This window comes from Fibrobacter sp. UWB2, assembly GCF_002210425.1.
Lineage (GTDB): Bacteria > Fibrobacterota > Fibrobacteria > Fibrobacterales > Fibrobacteraceae > Fibrobacter > Fibrobacter elongatus.
In genome coordinates this window covers 319,417-338,765 of record NZ_MWQK01000003.1, presented here as the reverse complement: position 1 = coordinate 338,765, position 19,349 = coordinate 319,417, and the positions used below count along the sequence as shown (strand labels likewise).

Below are 19,349 nucleotides of genomic sequence, written 5' to 3'. Positions count from 1 at the left end.
AAAATCCTACCTTTACACTCGTAAATTCAAAATTGGAGATTAAAATGAATCGTGTTTACCTAGTTGCCACGGCTGCCTCCAACATGGAAGCCAAAGTCCAGGAACTTGTCGACGCCGTTACCAAGGCGGGCCTCATTGCTACAGTCTATAAGCCGCTCGAAGTTTTCAATGCTGCCGATAGCGTTGCTGAAATCAAGGCCGGCAAGTCTGCCGTGCTCATGGAAAAGATTTGCGCCGATTTCCTCAAGCAGGATTTTGACGATGTCGACGCTGTTGTCGTCGCTGGTGCAACGGGCATGAACGATGTCATTGCTCACAAGTTCAACGACGACCTCGCTTCCGCCCTCGATGCAAAGATTTTTGCCGATGGCGAAGATGCCGAACTCTTCTGCCCGAAGCGCTTGCTCCGCTGCGAAAAGTGCGTTGCTGGCGACCTCGCCGCTCCGGCAGCTGAACGTCGCGTAAGCCAGGCCATGTTCCGCGCAAGCCTCCTTTCCAAGGCATCCAAGTGCGTGAAGCGCATCGTGCTCCCGGAAGGTTCTGAACCGCGTACCGTGCAGGCAGCCTGCCTCGCTGTCGAACGCAACATCGCCGTGCCGGTCCTCATCGGCAAGAAGGCTGATATCGAAGCTACCGCAAAGTCTGTTGGCGTGAAGCTCCCGGCTAACATCGAAATTATCGAACCGAGCGCAGAACTTGCTGAAAAGTATGTGCCGACTCTCGTGGAACTCCGCAAGGCCAAGGGCATGACTCCGGAATCTGCACGCGCTGCTCTTAAAGACAACGTAATGCTTGCTACGATGATGCTCAAGTTCGGTGAAGTCGATGGCCTCGTTTCTGGCGCTATCCACTCCACGGCTGATACGCTCCGCCCGGCTCTCCAGATTATCCGTACCGCTCCGGGTGTCAAGTCTGTGAGCTCTGTGTTCTTCATGTGCATGAAGGACAAGACTTACATCTACGGTGACTGCGCTATCAACCTGAACCCGCTTGCCGAAGAACTCGCCGATATCGCTCTTCAGTGCGATGACACGGCAAAGGCTTTCGGCCTCCCGAGCCGCGTTGCTATGCTTTCTTACAGCACCATCAATTCGGGCAAGGGTCCGGATGCAGACCTCGTCGTGGCCGCTACTGCCGCTGCAAAGGCTGCCCGCCCGGAAATGCTCATCGATGGCCCGCTCCAGTACGATGCCGCAACAGTCCCGAGCGTTGGTGCCCTCAAGGCCCCGAACAGCCCGGTCGCTGGCAAGGCAACCGTGTTCGTGTTCCCGGACCTCTCTGCTGGTAACATCGGTTACAAGGCTGTGCAGCGCTCTGCTCACGGCACAATCGCTATCGGCCCGATGCTCCAGGGCTTGGCCAAGCCGGTGAACGACCTTTCCCGCGGCGCCCTCGTCGAAGACATCGTTTACACGATTGCTTTGACTGCTGTGCAAGCTCAGGCTTAAGCATAAGCAATTGGGAAAGCGCGAGGCTCTCGCGCCCTGCATTTGTCTCCCCGGACTTGTTCCGGGGTCGGTACGCAAAAAAGCGGACTTTCAAAGTCCGCTTTTTGTTTATGTGTCATTCCCGCGAACGCGGGAATCTCCATTATTTCTTCTTTTTATTTCCGGCTTTCAGCGCTTCAATCGATTTTCGGATGTTCTCGCCGTCTTCTTGGTGTTTTGGCGAGAGCTTGTCCCTGTGCTTGTAATCGATTTTCTTCCAGAGCTCTTTCAAATGCCAGCGGGCGCGTTTGTCTTCAAGAATATATCCGGGGCGCACGCCTGCATCGAGACCTTGTACGATAAATTCCATCGCATCGTCATAACGGCCTTGGTCATAGCGCAAGTCAGCAAGGAAGTAGTAGTTGTAAATGTCCTTGCGATTTTGTTCGAGAGCCATGTTCAGGTATTTGTCTGCAAGCTTTTCGTCGGGCCACGAAAGCAAAAACGGCACGTAAGGCAGCACAAAGTGTGCACGCCCGAGTATCTGCCAGTCTTCTGCCGCAGTCGCGACATCGCGTACTTTGCCTGCAATGCCTTCCTTGAGCGAAGAAAGTACGTTGCGTTCCGAGCCCCACATCGAGAGCGTCGAGGCGTAGACGTGTGCAATCTCCTTGTTCTGTGGAAACTTCTCGTAGGCGCTTCTGCTAGCATCCATCAGCGTGTCCAAATGGAGCTGGCGCTTCTTCTCGTCGAACTGCACGAATCTGAAGCAGAAGTACAGCGTCTTCACGTAGCCTTCGGTCGCGGCCTCCAAAACGGTGGAATCTTCCATCGCCTTCTTGTAGGATTCCTTCATTATCTTTGCATTTTTTGCGTCGGCCTTGTCGCCCTTGGCGCGCACAGCACGTGCCGCATAGCAGGAATCTGCTATGTGCAAGTCTTCGTTTGCGCTTGCAAAACTAATTGCAAGCAGCAATGCAAAAACAATGTTCCGCGTAATCCTCATGAATACGCTTAGACTTTCCAGTTCTGCAATAACTTGTTCACCGTGGCAATGCGAGTCTTTTCTTCGTCGGTGCCATGGAATGTCTTGAACAAGAGATTGCGGTATTCCATGAGTGCGGTACGGATGATGACTTTTTCTTCTTTTTTGAGCATGGTGATAACTTATTTAAAGGGTTACTTGCTGCGTTTGCCCTTGCCGGAGAAATAGTCCTGCTGGCGCGTGATACCGAGAACGGCGTGCCAAAGGGGTCCGTTGGGGTTGATTTTCTTGCGTTCGCTCACGGCGTATTCGATAGGCACGTGCGAGAAAACGTTGTTCATGCTGCCAACGACCATGTCCGTCTTGCCTGCCATGCCTGCATGTACTGCGTTTTCAGCGAGCTGGAAGCAGAAAATGGCGTCTGTGCCCTTGGCGGGGATGCTACGCACCGTGTAGCTCGGGTCAAAGTACTTGATGTTGATTTCCTTGCCGACGCTATCGAAATGTTCCTTAATCTTGTGGGTCAGGAATTCTCCGATATCGTTCTTCAGAATGTTACCGCTTGCATCTCTGCGTTCTTCCTGGTTCTTGAAAAGTTCCTGTCCGGCGCCTTCGGCGACGGCAATCACGGCATGAGTCTTGCCGCTGGCGTAACGGCTTTCGAGAGCCTTGAAGAGCCCGTCAAGCGTAAAGGGAACTTCGGGAACGAGGCAGATGTTCACGACGGTTGTTGCAAGCGATGCATACGCGGCGATAAAGCCGGAGTCGCGACCCATGAGCTTCACGAGGCCAAGACCATTGAATGCGCCGTTAGCTTCGATGTGAGCGCTGGTAATTACGTCTGTGGCGCTGAGCACGGCGGTTTCAAAACCGAACGTCCTGTCGATCAAGTTCAAGTCGTTATCGATTGTCTTCGGGATGCCGATAATCGAGATGGGCTGTTTGCGCTTCTTGACTTCTTCGGCAATGGCATGTGCGCCGCGGAGCGTACCATCACCGCCGATGCAGAACAACACGTTGATGTTCAAACGCATGAGCGTATCGACCATGATGGCCGGGTCCTGCATGCCACGGGAGCTACCGAGAATCGTACCGCCGTCTTCCTGGATGGCGTCGACCACATCCGGGTCCAGCACGATGGGGGAGTAACCGTAATTCGGGTTCAGGCCGCGGTAGCCGTACGGGATACCGAAGATGTTCCTCACGCCGTAGTCGAACCAGAGCACTTGTACAAGGCCCTTGATCACGTTGTTAAGACCGGGGCAGAGGCCACCGCAAGTGACGATACCTGCACGTGTCCAGGCGGGGTCGTGGAAAATTGTCTGTCGAGGGCCGGCCACTTCGAGAGAGGGTACCGGGATGCCCTTCGCCAAGTATTCAGAGATGAGATTGACGTCAGTGGTTAGGCTGACCTTGTCGTTTTCCGAAACGAAAGGAACGCCGTTCATCGGGGACTTAAGCGTACCCTTGCCAACGGTTTCAATGGAAAGATCATAATCCAACGGATTCTTGATGATGTCGTCCTGAGTCATACCGCGCCTCTTTGATTTTTGGGGTTTCCGCCATCTTGACGGAACGCCCTAAAAATACATAATGAAAACTTAAATGGACAGACTTGGGAAGTGTATTTTTGTGCGCAAACCGGGGTTAGCGTTTTCCAATTCTATGTTCATATTACATAAAGTGCACAATTTCTTTACCATCGAAAGTCCGATGCCTGTGCCACTCGTCTGTCGGGTCATTTCATTTTCGACTCTATAGAATTCCTGGAAGACTTTCTTCATTTCGGAAGGCGGAATGCCCGGACCGTAGTCGCGCACGGCGAGGTACATGTCGGTGCCCTTGATGCGCAGTTCCACGTTGATCATCTTGTAGTCTGCGTTCTTGGAGAACTTGAGCGAGTTGTCGACGAGGTTCATCAGAATCTGCATGATGGCGTCGCGGTCGATCATGAGGCTGATGTTGTCTGCATCCGTGTCCGAAGAAACCGTGAGTTCGAATCCCTGCTTTTCGACGTTCTTGCTGTAAGTCGAGACGAAGTCGTCGAGGACCTGCTTTGGCTTGTCCATGCGGAGCTGCACGTTCCAGCGGTTGCCATCGAGCTTCGAGAGGTTCAGCACGTTCTGGATGAGTCTCGAAAGGCGGTCGGCTTCGCTCGCGATTTGTCCGTAATACTTTTGCTTCTTTTCTTCGCTAGCGACCCAGGAGTTCTGCAACAGTTCGGCGTACATCTTGATGGCCGTGAGCGGAGTCTTAAGTTCGTGCGTAATGGCGGAGACAAAGTCCTGGCGCTTTGCGGCGAGCTTCACGCGGCTCTGTGTCACATGGTAAATCGAGATAAGGCCGATTCCAAGTACCGCAAGCATCAGGAACCCGATGAAGAAAACGAATTCTCCGCCCGGGGCGCGCTGTGTGGTGTACATCTTGAAAGTGATATCCGAGAGAGGCGCCTGCAACGATTCGGAGAGGAGTTCCGTCGTAATGTTGTTGCGTTCACCGAAGGCGACAAAAGACTTGTTCTTGTGGAAGAATGCGAGCACGAGCGGGTCTTGCTGATTGCCCTTGGTAACGCCCTTGTACTTCTCGATTTCGTTTTTTACGAGGTTCGTGAGGTAGGCGCGAGCATCGACAATAAAGCCCTGGATAAACACGTCTGTGCCGCGTCTAACCGTGCGATGGAAAATGATGTAGCTCGAATCGACAATCGCCTGGAAGAAGTCAATTTCGGCTTCCATGGAGTGAGTCGTTTCGGTGTTGATCAGGCGGACCAGAAGACCGGTCGTATCGAGCTTTGTCGATTCGACGCCGAAGGCGAAGTCGCCGGTTTCTGTAATTTGTTCGACACGGTGCTTGCTCGACTTCTTCTTTTTGCGAGTGCTTGCAATGTCGATGTCCTGCTTGTAAATCTGGTCGATGAGCCTGCTGTCGTTCTTGTGCGTCGAGTCAGACTTTTCCATGCTGCTCGAGGTCGTGATAATGGCAGGCGAAGACATGGCCGCGAATCCTGACGTATTGAGGATGAGGCTAATCTTGTTGCGGATGGCAACGCGCTTTGCCCTGTCGACCATGGGGATTCTTTCGAGCACTCCATCCGGGAGGACAGGCGTACTCAAGTTGCCGGCGGGGTCCAGCTGGAAATGCCCGACGAGCCCGACGTAATGGCTCCTCTGCGGGAATTCCGCAAGTTCGGACATCGTGATTTCTTCACCGCCGAACACCGGGACGGAGCGGATGAATCTGTAGTCGGCGTAAGAGCGCCTGTCTTCAATCGCTAGGTCTGCGGTGATGTTCTTGTTCAAATTCTGGAGCACAGAGAACGCGTGTTCCTTGTAGCCAAAGAGCGACGACGTTTGCAACTGTGCGTAGGAATGGCTTAAAAGCATTATTACGGGAATCGCAATAACGATAAAAATCGCCACAAAAATGAGACGATCTTTAGAGGCAAGAATAAGGCTCCGAAGAGCCTTGTACTTGCTAGAGAGGTATGTAGAGAGTTTGTTTATACTGATTTCTCGCATTCTGGAGCCGAGCGCATCTGGTAACCTTCACCGCGGAACGTGACGAGCAGCTTCGGATGAGCCGGATCGTCTTCGATCTTCTTGCGGAGCTTGGTGATGTGGATGTCGACCGTACGGGTATCCACGGATTCTGCATTTTCGTAACCCCAGACCTTGCGGAGGAGCTCGGAACGCGGAATGGCATGGTCGCGGTTGTTCCAGAGGTATTCAAGAATTTCAATTTCCTTGCGGGTGAATGCCAGCTCTTCTGTACCGCGCACGCCCGTGTATTCACGGAAGTTCACGCGGAGGTTGCCGGCAACAAGCTTGCCTTCATTTTCCATCGTCTGGCGGCTACGGCGGAGCACTGCTTCGATACGTGCAAGGAGCATCGGTACGGAGAACGGCTTCGGGATGTAGTCGTCGGCACCGAACTTGAGACCGTTGATGATATCGTCATCGGAATTCTTTGCAGAAAGGATGATGATCGGGAGGCTCTTGTCCTTTTCGCGAATCTTGTCGCAAACGGTAAAGCCGTCCATGCCCGGAAGCATGAGGTCCAGCAGTACAAGTCCGTACTGTCCGGAGAGTGCTTCGGCAAGGCCGCTTTCGCCGTCAACAACGTGTTTGACGCGGTAACCGTTGAGCTCGCAGAGGTCCACGAGGCCTTCGGCAATGGCAATTTCATCTTCGATGATGAGGATGTTTGTGCTGCTTGTATTCTGAGTCATTCTTGTATACCTACTCTCTTCTAACCAACTTTTTTTAATCTACAAAATTAAAGGGCAAAACCGCCACCGATTTCAAATGCAAAATTGCCGGCGTCGATATCGCTATCGTAGTCACCGCCGAGGTAGCACTTGACGTTTGCATAAGCTGCAATCGGGATAATCGGGAGCTTGAAGCGGACACCGGCGAGCAAGTGGATGCCGATGCTCTTGTTGAGGCCTTCATCCTTGGCGTAGTCGACAACCTTGCTCTTAAGTGCGTTTACGAGTTCGTTTTCGTCTGCAGGATAGCTGCCATCAGCAAAAGCCTTGTCGAACACGCCTTCAACAAAAGCCTTGTTCAGGACGAACGTGTTCCAGTGGATGGTGAGACCGCCACCGACATACGGACGGATCGGGAAAAGCGGGATGGAGAACGGCTTCGTGACGGAGAGGTCTGCGTTCATGGCGATGTACTTCGGAGTTGCCTTTGCAAACGGGGTACCGCCGAGTTCAATTTCGAGAGGAATCTTGCGAGCGTCTTCGCCTTCACCTACCCAGAGAGCGGCGTTGTAAGAGGCGAACTGGATGTTGAACGTGGCTTCGATATCGACGAACGGGAGAATGTCGACCCAGGCCTTGAAACCGAAACCCTGGATGTAGTCGAAGCTACCATGGCTGAAACCGATTTTTCCGTCAGTTCCCTTGATATCGGCTCTCTGAGCTTCCTTGAGGGTGGTTCCGACGGCTGGGGTGTAGTGGGCGCCAATACCGGCGATAGCGAATGACTGAGTAGCAAGCAATGCAGCTGCTGCAAAGATCAATTTGAAGTTCATTTTTTGCTCCTAGGAATGTTTTTGACTTCAAACTAAATAATTATTTAGCAAAGTGGTATTTACATTTCAGAAAATGATGCTTTTTCGCCTAATTATGTGAAAGTTACTTCACGGCAGGCACAAAGATGAACTTCTTTTCGCCCTTTTTCACGGGCACGCTGCCAAAATTGAATACCTTGACTGTACCAGTTTCGCCTTCTGCAGCAACGGAGACTTCGTGTGAACCCGGCTCGACGGGGATACGTGTCATCTGGATGGAGTTCGGCAAGAAGAGCGCTATGCGGAGGTCCGCCTTTTCCATCTGGTCTTGCGCAATGTCCGTGCTGATGCTCGTGAACAGGTTGAGGATGGCGTTGTCCGACTTCATGGCCTTTTTGGCAGCCTGTGCGGCGATAGTGCGGAGCACGACGCGGATGGCGGTGCGGGTCATGGTGTTTGCAAAGTCGTCCTTGAGGTTCATTTCGAGTTCTTTGTCGAGTGCCATCACCTTTTCGGTGCGGAGGCCGGACTTGTTGTCGACAGTGACGTTAAAGCGCTGGACAAGGCTCTTGAACGAGTGCGCTTCGGGGAGTGCAAAGCTGATGTGGAACGTTTCGCCATTGCTTGCGCCCGCGACAGGTGGGGCGCCGATGTTGGAACTTGTAATCTTGCCGGTCTTGCTGTCTTTGTAGGTGAGGTTCAGCATGCCGCCGTTCACGTAAGTACCCGACATCTTGAGTTCGGTGAGGATGGGGCCGTGACCTGCGTAACCCACGATGATGATTTCTTGTCCGAGATCGTAAGCGGCCTTGGCCTTTGTCGTTTCGATGGAGTTGTCGAGCTTGAGCTTTTTGAGGTCGTCTTCGCGGTCGGAGCGTATTAAGTTTTCAATGACAAATTCGCGGGCTTCTTTCGGGAGGTTCAGGATGTTTTCGTCGTAAGCCCTGACCGTCTTGTAGTAGGCGATTGCGGCTTCGTCCGGTTCGCCTGCCATTTCGTAGACGATTGCCGTGAGGTAGCGCAAAAAGCCGTTGTCGTTTGTCTTGTCGTTGTCTTTCTGGTAGAGTTCCGTCATTGCTTTTTGTGCGCGGCTCACTTCGACCATGGCACCATCAATGTCCCTTTGCGCAAGGTAGTTCATGATTTGCATTTCGTGGAGCACGAGCACTTCGAAGGGGCGTGCACGGTAGGGGCGGATGTTGTCGTTTGTGACGATGGCGGCGGCTTCGTTTGTTACAGAATGCGTGTAGAGGTCGTCGTAAATCTTTTCGGCCTTGTCGAAGTTCTGGGCGCTTTCCTTGTAGTTTCCGTTGTAGTGGTAGAGTACGCCCAGGTCAAAGTAATAGAGGAACTCGGTCTTTTCGCCGTAGAGGTCTTCTTGCTGTTTCTTGACTTCGTTGATGGCGGCTTCGAAGCCGTTATGCTCAAATACGGGGGCGAGAGCCTCGTAACGAGTCATGGACTTGTTTGCGCAAGCCATAAAAAATAAAGTCGTAGCAAGGAGTAAAATAAGTCGTTTCATATAAGTAAATTTATATAAAAAATGCTCGCGGGTGCGAGCGTTTACAGTTATTAGAACTTAGAGCTTAGATCTTAGATGTTAGTGCTTAGAATATTGCTTTTTCTGTAAGCTTTTGCAACTAAGTTCTAAGAGCGTAGCGGTCTAAGTTCTGCCAACTATTCAAACTAGAACTTCACGCTGCTCTTGGACATGTACTTCTTAATCTTCTTATCGCCAAGCCAAACCTTGCGGTGGCTCTGGATGTCGGTGAGTTCCATGTCGATCTGGTAGTAGACCACCTGTTCGCCACCTTCCTGGTCGATGATGGAGTTGATGGTACCGGTGAGCATGAGGTCTGCGCCAATTTCCATGCCGGCGTCCTTCTGGGTTTCTTCGGTCACGTTGCCCTGCTGGTCGGCGAGTTCGTCGCGGAGGTCAGCGCGTTCGTTGGAGTTGGCCACAAATTCAGCCTTGCCAGAGTTGATGAGGGCGCGTTCGATATCCTTGATGAAGGTTTCGACGCGGATGTGTTCGTGGCTCTTGTTGCGGACCTTGCCAATCACGATAGTCGGCACAGAGCCCTTCTGTGCGGAGAACTGGCTGTACCACGGACGGCCGAGGCAGTCATTGATCATTTCGTCAGCGACGAGTCGGGAGTCGGTGTCGTTCCAGCTGCCAGAAAGGTCGGTAACGGTATTTGCATCGAGACGGGTGACTTTTTTGCCGCCGTCGCTTGCGCAGCCGGTAAAGAGAGCAAAGCCTACGCAAAGGGCGAAAATCCAAAGTTTTGACATTTTTTTCTCCTAGATAAGAAACATTTTGTTATAAACATACAAAAAAAACATAAAAAAAACTCCCCAAATGGGGAGTTCTTTAAAATTTTTGGTGAAAAACCGTTATTAGCGCTTTTTCTTCTTGGAACCGGTTGTTGCGTCGAGATGAACTTCAGCAGTTTCTTCGCCGACAACCTTCACGAGGGCTTCGGCGCTCTTGCGGTTGCTGCACTGGGCGCGCACAACGTGGTCACCGGCATCGAGGTTGTGGACAACGAGTTCTGCACCGTCGGTCTTGTCAGCCTGTTCGCCATCGACGAAGATGAGGCAGCGCGGCGGATTCGTCGTAACCTTGATGTGGCCCTTCGGAATCTTGGTGCTGAAGTCGAAGTTGTTGCGTTCGTCCTTGCCCGGCCAGATGTTCACGCGCTTGTTCACAAGTTCAAAGCCCTGGTCGATGACGACGAGCGTCTGGCGGCCAGACTTGACCTGCATGTCCTTAATCGGGCTCTTGCCGAGAGGTTCACCGCCGAGGAACACGTCACTGTTAGGCGGTTCGGTGATGATATTGATGGTTGCGGCCTTGCCACGCGGAGGTGGATCTTCTTCGTCAGCGACGGCGGTCGTGAAGAGGAATGCCATCATCAAGGCAAAAAAGAAAAGCTTTTTCATGGGTTGTACTCCTGATTAGCATGTAAAAGAGTTAGTTCACCTCTAGAATTTAATTCTTTTTTTACAAGACAAATGTTAAAGTGCCGTAAAATGTGCGTAAATAATAGGTGTAAAATTGGTCTAGTTTAACTACTTTTATGTATATGAAAGCTCTTTACCAGAAAATTCGCAGTTTACAAGGGAAAAATTACGGCCTTTACAAGTCCTTGGCGGACCGTTCGTGGGACTTTGGAGACTTTGTGCTGGAATTCCTGCATGTGCAGGGAGACCCGTACGCACCGGCATCTCGCGTGATGATAAAAGCGAGTTTGTTAATGCTTGGGTTCCCGAGCGAATGGGGAGGCTCGTTTGAACGCCGCCTGGCATTGAGCGATTACCTTTACCGCAGGCTTTCTGCGCTTGTGCGTGAAAAGTACCCCGACAGGGATGCGGCGGTCGTCTTTGACACTGCTGGACCTGAAATGCTAGTGCGAAACGCGCTCTGGGTTGACAATGGCGAACTGCGTGCTTGCTTGCAGGTGCGCTTGCCGGGCGACGGCCGCAAGATTCAGGCGGAAGCCGCTGCCGAGATTTTGACGATGGTCTTGCCGGACCTGGTTTCGGCGGCTCTCTATAATTCGGGAGAATCGAAGAAGGATGGCGTAGAGCCGGAACTTGTCGAACATTACCGCGTGCTTGCCGAGCGCAAGGAAATCTTGTCGCAGCTCGAGGAACGTGGACTTTGTGCGTTTGTGCCGGATGGTGCCGTGCTCCCGCGTGCATCGGGACTGAGCGAACTCCCGATGGAAGGGGCTGTCCCGTTTGTATCGCCCGAAGAAATGGCGGTGACGCTTGTTGCTAATGGCCGTGAAATTCGCGGCATGGGAATCCCGAAGGGAATTACCGTGATTTCGGGCGGGGCGTTCCACGGAAAATCGACGCTTTTGCAGGCCTTGACGAAATCTGTTTACCCGCATATTCCGGGAGATGGCCGCGAAGGCATTGTCGTGAGCGAATCGGCGGTGCGCGTGGGCGTCGAAGACGGCCGCAGCGTGCGTGGCACGGACCTTTCGCAGTTTGTGCGAGACCTGCCGGGCGGAATCTCGACAAAGAACTTTACGACCGCTTGTGCGTCGGGCTCGACGAGCGAGGCCGCGAACTTGATGGAAGCGATGGAAGCGGGGAGCGATGTCTTTTTGATTGACGAAGACTCTTCTGCGGTAAACTTCCTCATTCGCGATGTGCGTGTGCGTAAGCTCTTGGGTGATGACCGCGAACCGCTTATTCCTTTGACGGACCGCATCTGTGAAATCAAGGGGCGCAGCTTTATTCTAGTGGCGGGCGCCTGCGGAGACTTTTTGGACTTGGCGGATAACATCATCGTGATGGCATCGTACAAGGCAGAATGCGCAAGAATCAATGGAAAGAATGTAGCGGCCGGACTCTCTGATAGTGCTGTTGGCTCGGCTGCCGGTGATGGCGCGAAAGTCGTGCCGGGGTTGCCCGCATTTGTGGAACCTGAGTGCCGCGACTTTGCGGAATACGTGAAGCCATTGCTCCCGTCACTCCGCCCTGCATCTGCTGTGGAACGCCAGGTGAAAGTGAAAATCTCGGGCGATACATTGCTGCAAATCGGTTTCCTCGTCTCCGATACGTCCAAGGCGGGTGCGCTTGTGGATAAGCAACAGCGATTCGGTGCAGGATTTATGCTACTGAACCTCTGCCAAAATGCCGCAAGCAACAACGATGCGAATGGCGAATCTGCGAAGGCGACGATTATGGAACGTATCAATGCGCTCTGCGAAAAAATCAAGAACGTCGGTTTTCGCAATTTGCCGCAAGGCTTGAGCCGTGAAATGAGCCTCCCGCGTCCGATTGATATTGCGTGCGTGCTCTATCGCCTGCGAGATAACGGAAGGTAAGGAACATCTCTCGACAAAAATGTCCACACCTGAATCAATTTTTTGAGATATTTGCCCCATAATAATTTATTTTCTGAAAAGCATATCCTTAATAAATAGGATATGTAGTTTTTGGGGTGTGAAATGAAAAACACAAGAGTTTTGCAAGTGTTGGGCGTTGCGCTAGGTTGCGCTTGCGGCAGTGCTTTTGCCATTACGGCGAATCCGAACGTGAGTCTGGGTAAGAACCTCTACGTGGCGGGTGCTGTCAATTCCAACTGGAAACCTGAAGTCTATACCGATGGAACGCTCGACTTTAACCAGGTCGCGTCGGTGTCGGATTTTGCGCTGAACGTGGGCGAGGGTCCGACAAAGCTGTTCATTACGTGGGAAACGCGTGGTGACGAAGCATGGGCGAGCGAAGAGTTTGTGCATGCGGCGAGTTGCCAACATTCCTTTGCCGAAGGTGCGACTTTAAAGAACTTCAAGGTGATGACGTCGGCAAACACGACGAACGGCGTAGATGGCGACTGGGAGACGGTTGCCGAAGTGGGCGAGAGCGGGGTGACATCCCGCGGTCTTGCGATTGATTTTGCAGGCAAGTCCTGGTTCCGCATCGTGGCGGAATCTCCGGTGAAAAATCTCGAAGAAGTCGGTGCGTACGACATCAGCAATGGCGGGGACGATACGTGGTTCTTCATGGGCACAAGCATCAGCCAGATGGGCATGAAACAGTTTACCGTCGATTCAAATTTTGCGCAGTTGATTCACGCGCGTTTTGCGGATTACTACCCGGCGATGCTTCGCGGTGGCATTGGTTGCGTCACAAGCCAGGGCGTTGTCGATGCGCTCAAGTATTACGCGGAATACGTAGGGAACGTTAAGTTCTGGGCGATTGAAATGGGAACAAACGATGCCTGGGGCGGTAGCAATACGAATGTTGAAACGTTCACGAAGAACTTGCAGACGATTATCGATACGGCGAAAGCCCATGGCATTACTCCGATTATCGCCCGCATGATTGCAACGAATCCCGAAATTGCAAAGTGGCAGGTGCATCAGGATTACCTCGATGCCATTGACAAACTCACGTTTGATAACGAACTTCCGAATGGCCCTGATTTCTACAATTACTTTTTGAAACATCCCGAAGAACTTTCTGCAAGCGATGGCGTACACCCGGCAGAGCCTAAGGGCGGACAGTCGATGCACCGTTTGTGGGCGGAGACGGTGGCGCCTTTGTACAAGTACGATCCTTGCGCTGGTTTGCCAGATGTTGTTGGCTGTGGAGGAACTTCGCTTCCGAAAATGCACAATGTGAATTTTGCAATGCCGCGCGTGAACGTGAGTGGTCGTGAAATTTCAATTTCCGGGTTGCGCGAAAATGACCGCGTGACCATCATGGATGCGATGGGCCACGTCGTATGGAACGGCTCGACGGGAATTCCAAAAATGCGCGCGGGAAATTACTTCGTGAATGTTCGCGGTGCAAATAGCAATTACTCGACAAAGATATCCGTTAAGTAAAAAATTGCAAACACTCCTTTTTGGAGTATTCTATTTTGTGCCGAATTTCGTCGATTTTAATGTCAAAAGGTGACTTGCGTCACCTTTTCTGATATGTCAAATTTCATACATTTTATAACTTTACCCCATAATAACCTATTTTTATGATTGGTGGCCAAAACAATGGGGTGTGGTATGTCGATGTCTAAATTTACACAGATGCTCTGGGGAGCTGCGCTTGGTTGTGCAGTCGCCTGTGGTAGCGCATTTGCTATTATGGCAAATCCCAATGTGAGCATAGGTAAGCCCCTCTACGTTGCGGGCGATGTGGCCAATGATTTAAATCCTTTGGTCTATACAGATGGTAAATTGGATTCTAACCAAATTACCATTGTGAATGATTTTGCGTTGAACGTGGGTCAGGGGCCGTCCAAGCTGTTCATCACGTGGGATACGCGTGGTGACGAAGCGTGGGCTAGCCAGGATTACGTGTATGCGCAGGGTTGCTTGCATAACCTTGCGATTGGTTCCACGTTGCAGAATTTCAAGATCATGACGTCTGCCAATTCCACAAACGGTGTGGACGGTGACTGGCAAATCGCTGCCGAAATTGGCGAGAGCGGTGCAGCCTCCCGTGGTATAGCCATTGATTTTGAAGGAATGTCCTGGTTCCGTATTTTGGCGTCGACTCCGGCAATTTATTTGGAAGAAGTCAGTGCATACGATATAAGCAATGGTGGAGACGATACATGGTTCTTCATGGGTACGAGTATCACGCAGATGGGCATGAAGCAGTATGCGGTGGACTCGAACTTTGCTCAGTTGATCCATGCGCGTTTCCCGAGCTATTACCCGGCGATGATCCGTGGCGGTGTCGCTTGCGTCACGAGCCAGGGCGTTGCCGATGCTTTGAAGTATTATGCGGAATATGCGGGTAACGTAAAGTACTGGGCGATTGAAATGGGTACGAATGACGCCTGGGTGGGTAACGATTATACCGTCGAGCAGTTCACGAGGAACATGCAGATGATTATCGATACCGCAAAGGCTCATGGGATTACCCCGATTATCGCCCGTATGATTGCGACAAACCCGGTGTACTCTGGCTGGCAGGTCCCCCAGGAATTCCTGGACGCGATCGATAAGCTGGTCAGGGATAACAACTTGATTCCGGGACCGGACTTCTACAACTATTTCTTGGCGCATCCGGAACTCATTTCTGAAGACGGTGTGCACCCGGCAAACCCGGCGGGTGGTGCGGCCATGCACCGCTTGTGGGCCGAAGCCGTGGCTCCGCTTTACATGAACAAGAAGCCGGAACCGGTGATTGGCTCGAATGCGGGTACTATTGCCCTCAAGAAGATGCGCGATGTGAAGATTGCGCTCCCGAAGGTCACGGTGGATGGCCGTTCTATCTCGATTTCCCGAGTGAACGAGCCTGTGAATATCAGCATCGTGGACCTGACGGGACACATCGTGTGGAAGGGTAGAATTGGTAACCCTGCGGACGGTTCGCTCGAGTCCTCGAACTTGCTGAGCGAAGTCCCTGCGGGTAACTACATCGTTAAGATTCGTGGCGCTACGACCTCGTATAAGACGCGAATCTCGATACGATAGATTTGGGAGTCCGGCGAAATTGCCGGGCTTTTTTTTGTGATGTCATGCCGGCCTTTGAGCCGGCATCGGTTGTTTGTAGCAATGCATTTTATCTTTACTTTTTGCTACATTGTCGCAAATTTTGAACGTTGTTATTGGCGTTTTAAAAAGCTTGCTTTATATTAAGGTCATGAGTTTGTTGAAAGTTACCATTTGCATGTTACTTGCGCTTAGCCTTGTGGGCTGCGCTGTGAGCCGGAACCCGAACCCTATAATCCGCTATGCTGCGAATACGGGGGCGACGTTAGCGGGGCCGGGCTTTGCTGTAATGTGTGTGGCGGGCTCATTAGATGACGAAGACCATTCCAACAAAGATATTGAAAGGCTTGGCGTGACAGGCCTTGCGGCTGCAGCCGGAGGTTTTGCCATTGGAGCTATTCTCGGCGGGACCGTTGGATTTTTCAAGTGGATGTTCAACGGATTTCAAGATGACAATATGGCAAGAGCAGAGCCCTTGCCAGAAGATATTTTACCGCCGGAGAGAGATAATGAATACGGCGGTAGATTATAGTATGATGTCATTCCCGATTTAATCGGGAATCTCCTTTTTATGTGGTACAAGGATGGAGAAAATTAATGAGCCAAATGCAGCTTGCGGAGAACCTTTCCTAAAAGCTCGTTCAGGATGTCCTTCGCGTCTTTACTGCCGAGGTAACGCTGGATGATGAGCGTGAGCGTAAAGAGCGCGATTCCTGCAGCGCAGGCGTAAACGACGAGCGTTACAAATCCTGAATTGCGGACAAAGTCTCCAGAAATGTGATCAAGGCCGACTGCGGCTGCAATCATGATGCCAAATGCGATAAGCGCGCGTGCCATGTTGAAAAGCGCTTCTTTCATGCCGTCGGTGCCGTTCTTTTTAGCCCACATGAAAATCATCGAAATCACTTGCAGGATGGCGCCTGTAGCGCCAATAATCGGGACGCTCTTGATGCCAAGCCCCACTTCTGGGGCGCCAAGCAAAATGTAGGCCGGGATGGTCGCTGCAAAAATGCCGGTGTTCAAAAGTGTCGGGACCCACATGCGTTCGCAAGCGTAGAAGCTGCGGACGAGAACCGCCTGCAGGCAAAGCCCAAGGCTCACGGGCAAGTACCAGCGGAGAATTTCAGAAATCGCTTCGGTCGTTTCGCGGTGGAATGCGCCACGTTCAAAGAGGATGCGCACGGCCGGGAAGCTCAAAGCCCACACGGCGACAACTGCCGGAATCAAAATGCAGAACATGCGCGAGAGGCTTTTCCAGATTTTGCGGTTGAGTTGTGGGAAGTCGCCTTCCTTGACGAGACGCGCCATGTCGGGGTAGCTTGTGACGCTGACCGAGAATCCAAAGACGGCAACGAGCGTGTACATGACGCGGTAAGCGTAGTTGAGGCTCGAAATGCCGCTTGTGCCAAAGTTTGCACCGAAGCTACGGATGATAAATTCAAGGCCGAACATGGAACCCACGCCAAGAGACATCGGGAGCATCATCTTGAAATAGCGCGCGATATCTGGGTGCTTCGGTTCAATGATAAATTCATAATGGACGCCGCCACGTTTGGCGCCAAAAATCTGGAGTGCGAAAAATCCGATGAATGCGCCGACCGGAACGCCCCAGGCAAATCCGGCGAGACCGTAATCGTTGCCGGTGTAATTCGTGAGGGCAAGGCCTGCGGCACCGCCGCCCACAATGGCGATGTTGTAAATAAGACCAGTGAGGGAGGGAATCAGGAACTGCTTGCGAGTGTGCTGAACCGCGACAAGGATGCTGCCGACAAAGATGAAAATCTGCCCCGGAAGGATAATGCGTCCGTAATAAGTTGCGCGTTCCAAAAGCTCGGGCGTCACGCCATCGACGGTCAAGAGCGAGATGAGTTCCTTCATCCAGATGAACGCCGGAATCACGAGAATCAAAAGCGCAAGCCCAAACGTGTTGAGCACGTTGCTGAAGAACTTCCAGCCTGCTTTTTCGTCACCTGCGACTTTGTAGCCCGTGAAAATCGGAATAAATATAATGGACAAAAATCCGGTGCTGACCACGTGATTCAGGATGTCTGGAATCATGAAAGCGAGGTCAAGGGCGTTTTTTTCGAGCGACACGCCGGCGGCGTGGGCAAGGAGCATTTCACGGAAAATCCCGAGTACGCGGCTCAGGAGCATCGAAACGGCAACAATAATAGCGGCTTTATTCATGTTGACAGAAAATTTATATATTTCTTATCATGAAAAAGATACTTTTACTCCTTACTTTCCTCGCCCTTGCGGCATTTGCTCAGAACTACGACACTATTGAACCGGAGAAAAAACTCCAACGTCCGGTTTATAGTTTCCAGACGGCTGGTTTTGGCCTTTCTTTCTGGAGTAACTATAAGGATGACGTGAAGAATCCTGAAAAGGATCACGTCACGGCATTTCCGCTTATCCGCTACGGTCACATTTGGGAAATGACGACCCACGGCGCTATTACGGCGATTTCGAACTGGCATGCCGAATTTGGCACGGACTGGGAACTTGAAGGCAATATGCTTATCGGTGGACGTTTTTCTCCGCTTGATGAAATCGTAAGTCCGTTTGTCGGCGCCGGTATTGGTCTTGGTTTCCAGGTTGACGCATTCTTTGACGACTGGATTGGTGCTTTCGGTATGTGCTTGGGCGGTGAAGTCGGTTTAAACTTCTTCCACAATTCTGCCGTTCAGCTCGAAGCCGGTTTTGGTTTCAACATCCTTGCTACGAAGGTTGACTTTACCAAGGGCTTCAAGAGCTGGAACCTCTTCTTTGCTGTGAACTACTAATTTGCGAAGAATACTCGCGATTTTATGATGTCAAGCCCGCCTCCGGCGGGCTTCTCTTTTATACGAAATGCGCGCGATTTTTTTTAATTGTCAAGCCCGCCTCCGAGCGGGCTTCTCCTTTATACAGCGATTTTGAAATCGTTCAGGAGCGTGCGGCGGTTGAGCTTGCCTTGTTGCTGCAAGCGTTCGACAAGAATGCCTGGGCGCACGTGGAATACGCCGGAAAAGTGCTGGATGCAACGGCGTTCGTTAAAACGGCCGCAGCAGATGAGCTCGCATTCTTCGGCTTCGGAGAGGAGAATGTCTTGCGCGAAACGGTCGGCTTCAAGTTCGAGAATTTCTTCAGGACGGGCCGCGTGCATTTCAGAAATTTTTGCTTGTTGCGAGAGTGCGCCGAGTTGCAGGCACGAGGTGTGCTTCGCGTGCAAAAGCAAGTGCCCGACTGCATGGAACAAAGCATCCAAAAATTTGGAATCTTCCATCTTAGTTGTCGGGAATTGGATGACGGGGCGTGAGCCTCTCCAGTAGAAAGCGCAAATGGGCGTGGGTGCCGTGAGGAACGGTTCTACTTCGATGAGTTCGATACCGCAAGCGTGGAGCGCTTCGCGGGAGATGTTGCGGATATCCTTGTTGTGGAAAAATGTATTTGTCCGCAAAAATTTCAGGTTAGAAATAATGGCGTTGCGGTCCGGCGTGAATTCCGTTGCCAAGCGCTTGACCTGGAGCTCGCCGAGACGTATCCAGGCAGCATATGTCTGCGGATTTGCAGATGGCAATGTGGCGCAGTAATAATTTTCGAATCCGGCAATGCTCCCGATTTGCATAAACTTGAACACCGCGCGAACGAGGTCTGCGTCCTTGACGTTCTCGGGAATGTGGCCCATCTTTTGCAATGCGCGGATGGGGAACTTGCGAACCCACATTAAAATTTTTTCTAGCTCTTCTTCGTTCTTGAATGACGGGGCTTCGGAGATGCGACCGGAATCGCTCCCGAAAGCGAGTTGGAATGCGGCTTGTGCATCATCGCTATTGCGTTCCATAAGGCTACTGCGGGAACAGCCAAGACGGCGCAAAAGTTCGTCTTGCGTGATGTGCTCCCGTTTTTGAAGTTGCTTAATGGATTTTTTTAAGCTCATGCTTTTAAAATAAATAATTAACGTGTCAG

17 protein-coding genes are annotated in these 19,349 nt (G+C 51.8%); 6 read left to right on the top strand and 11 right to left on the bottom strand.

What is annotated here, in order from left to right:
• Positions 1 to 44: 44 nt before the first annotated feature.
• Positions 45 to 1,448 carry a phosphate acetyltransferase gene (gene pta / locus B7982_RS07550; protein WP_088660212.1) on the top strand — a complete coding sequence of 468 codons (1,404 nt, stop codon included), beginning with the start codon at positions 45 to 47 and terminating at the stop codon, positions 1,446 to 1,448.
• Positions 1,449 to 1,590: 142 nt separating this feature from the next.
• Here pta and B7982_RS07545 read toward each other — a convergent pair whose 3' ends face one another.
• The 9 genes from B7982_RS07545 to B7982_RS07510 form a co-directional block, all read right to left on the bottom strand.
• Positions 1,591 to 2,403: a hypothetical protein gene (locus B7982_RS07545; protein ID WP_233138433.1), complete on the bottom strand. Its 813-nt coding sequence runs from the start codon at positions 2,401 to 2,403 to the stop codon at positions 1,591 to 1,593.
• A 38-nt stretch (positions 2,404 to 2,441) separates the two neighbouring features.
• Positions 2,442 to 2,585 (bottom strand): hypothetical protein, encoded by a 144-nt coding sequence (locus B7982_RS14895; RefSeq protein ID WP_015731986.1) that lies wholly within the window; start codon positions 2,583 to 2,585, stop codon positions 2,442 to 2,444.
• 21 nt (positions 2,586 to 2,606) lie between these two features.
• Positions 2,607 to 3,944, bottom strand: coding sequence for an ATP-dependent 6-phosphofructokinase (locus B7982_RS07540; RefSeq protein ID WP_014546029.1), 1,338 nt, complete (start codon positions 3,942 to 3,944; stop codon positions 2,607 to 2,609).
• 69 nt (positions 3,945 to 4,013) lie between these two features.
• Positions 4,014 to 5,930 carry a sensor histidine kinase KdpD gene (locus tag B7982_RS07535; RefSeq protein WP_088660210.1) on the bottom strand — a complete coding sequence of 639 codons (1,917 nt, stop codon included), beginning with the start codon at positions 5,928 to 5,930 and terminating at the stop codon, positions 4,014 to 4,016.
• Positions 5,912 to 6,640, bottom strand: coding sequence for a response regulator transcription factor (locus B7982_RS07530; RefSeq protein ID WP_014546027.1), 729 nt, complete (start codon positions 6,638 to 6,640; stop codon positions 5,912 to 5,914). Before B7982_RS07530 ends, B7982_RS07535 begins: the two co-directional genes overlap by 19 nt.
• Positions 6,641 to 6,687: 47 nt before the next feature.
• The gene (locus tag B7982_RS07525; protein WP_088660209.1) at positions 6,688 to 7,452 is read right to left on the bottom strand and encodes a hypothetical protein; all 765 of its coding nucleotides are present in this window, start codon (positions 7,450 to 7,452) and stop codon (positions 6,688 to 6,690) included.
• Positions 7,453 to 7,555: 103 nt separating this feature from the next.
• Positions 7,556 to 8,953: a hypothetical protein gene (locus tag B7982_RS07520; RefSeq protein WP_144065933.1), complete on the bottom strand. Its 1,398-nt coding sequence runs from the start codon at positions 8,951 to 8,953 to the stop codon at positions 7,556 to 7,558.
• A 164-nt stretch (positions 8,954 to 9,117) separates the two neighbouring features.
• Positions 9,118 to 9,726, bottom strand: a complete 609-nt coding sequence (locus B7982_RS07515; RefSeq protein ID WP_088660207.1) for a penicillin-binding protein activator LpoB — start codon at positions 9,724 to 9,726, stop codon at positions 9,118 to 9,120.
• A gap of 105 nt (positions 9,727 to 9,831) precedes the next feature.
• Entirely contained in the window at positions 9,832 to 10,377 is a 546-nt protein-coding gene (locus B7982_RS07510) for a PEGA domain-containing protein (RefSeq protein WP_088660206.1), read from the bottom strand.
• 143 nt (positions 10,378 to 10,520) lie between these two features.
• On the opposite strand from B7982_RS07510, the gene B7982_RS07505 reads away from it, so the two are divergent.
• The 4 genes from B7982_RS07505 (at position 10,521) to B7982_RS07490 (ending at position 15,930) form a co-directional block, all read left to right on the top strand.
• On the top strand, positions 10,521 to 12,278 hold the full coding sequence (locus tag B7982_RS07505; RefSeq protein ID WP_233138432.1) for an ABC-ATPase domain-containing protein: 1,758 nt from the start codon (positions 10,521 to 10,523) through the stop codon (positions 12,276 to 12,278).
• Between the two features lie 123 nt (positions 12,279 to 12,401).
• A complete protein-coding gene (locus B7982_RS07500; protein WP_088660204.1) occupies positions 12,402 to 13,784 on the top strand; it encodes a hypothetical protein in 1,383 nt (460 codons plus the stop codon).
• A gap of 174 nt (positions 13,785 to 13,958) precedes the next feature.
• On the top strand, positions 13,959 to 15,380 hold the full coding sequence (locus B7982_RS07495; RefSeq protein ID WP_088660203.1) for an SGNH/GDSL hydrolase family protein: 1,422 nt from the start codon (positions 13,959 to 13,961) through the stop codon (positions 15,378 to 15,380).
• Positions 15,381 to 15,549: 169 nt separating this feature from the next.
• Positions 15,550 to 15,930, top strand: a complete 381-nt coding sequence (locus B7982_RS07490; protein ID WP_088660318.1) for a hypothetical protein — start codon at positions 15,550 to 15,552, stop codon at positions 15,928 to 15,930.
• A 62-nt stretch (positions 15,931 to 15,992) separates the two neighbouring features.
• Here the strand turns inward: B7982_RS07490 and murJ are convergent, their stop codons facing one another.
• Complete coding sequence (gene murJ, locus B7982_RS07485) at positions 15,993 to 17,585, bottom strand: murein biosynthesis integral membrane protein MurJ (protein ID WP_088660202.1); 1,593 nt, start codon at positions 17,583 to 17,585, stop codon at positions 15,993 to 15,995.
• Positions 17,586 to 17,614: 29 nt separating this feature from the next.
• On the opposite strand from murJ, the gene B7982_RS07480 reads away from it, so the two are divergent.
• The gene (locus tag B7982_RS07480) at positions 17,615 to 18,184 is read left to right on the top strand and encodes a hypothetical protein (protein ID WP_088660201.1); all 570 of its coding nucleotides are present in this window, start codon (positions 17,615 to 17,617) and stop codon (positions 18,182 to 18,184) included.
• A 119-nt stretch (positions 18,185 to 18,303) separates the two neighbouring features.
• Here the strand turns inward: B7982_RS07480 and B7982_RS07475 are convergent, their stop codons facing one another.
• A complete protein-coding gene (locus B7982_RS07475; protein ID WP_144065932.1) occupies positions 18,304 to 19,320 on the bottom strand; it encodes a hypothetical protein in 1,017 nt (338 codons plus the stop codon).
• Between the last annotated feature and the right edge of the window lie 29 nt (positions 19,321 to 19,349).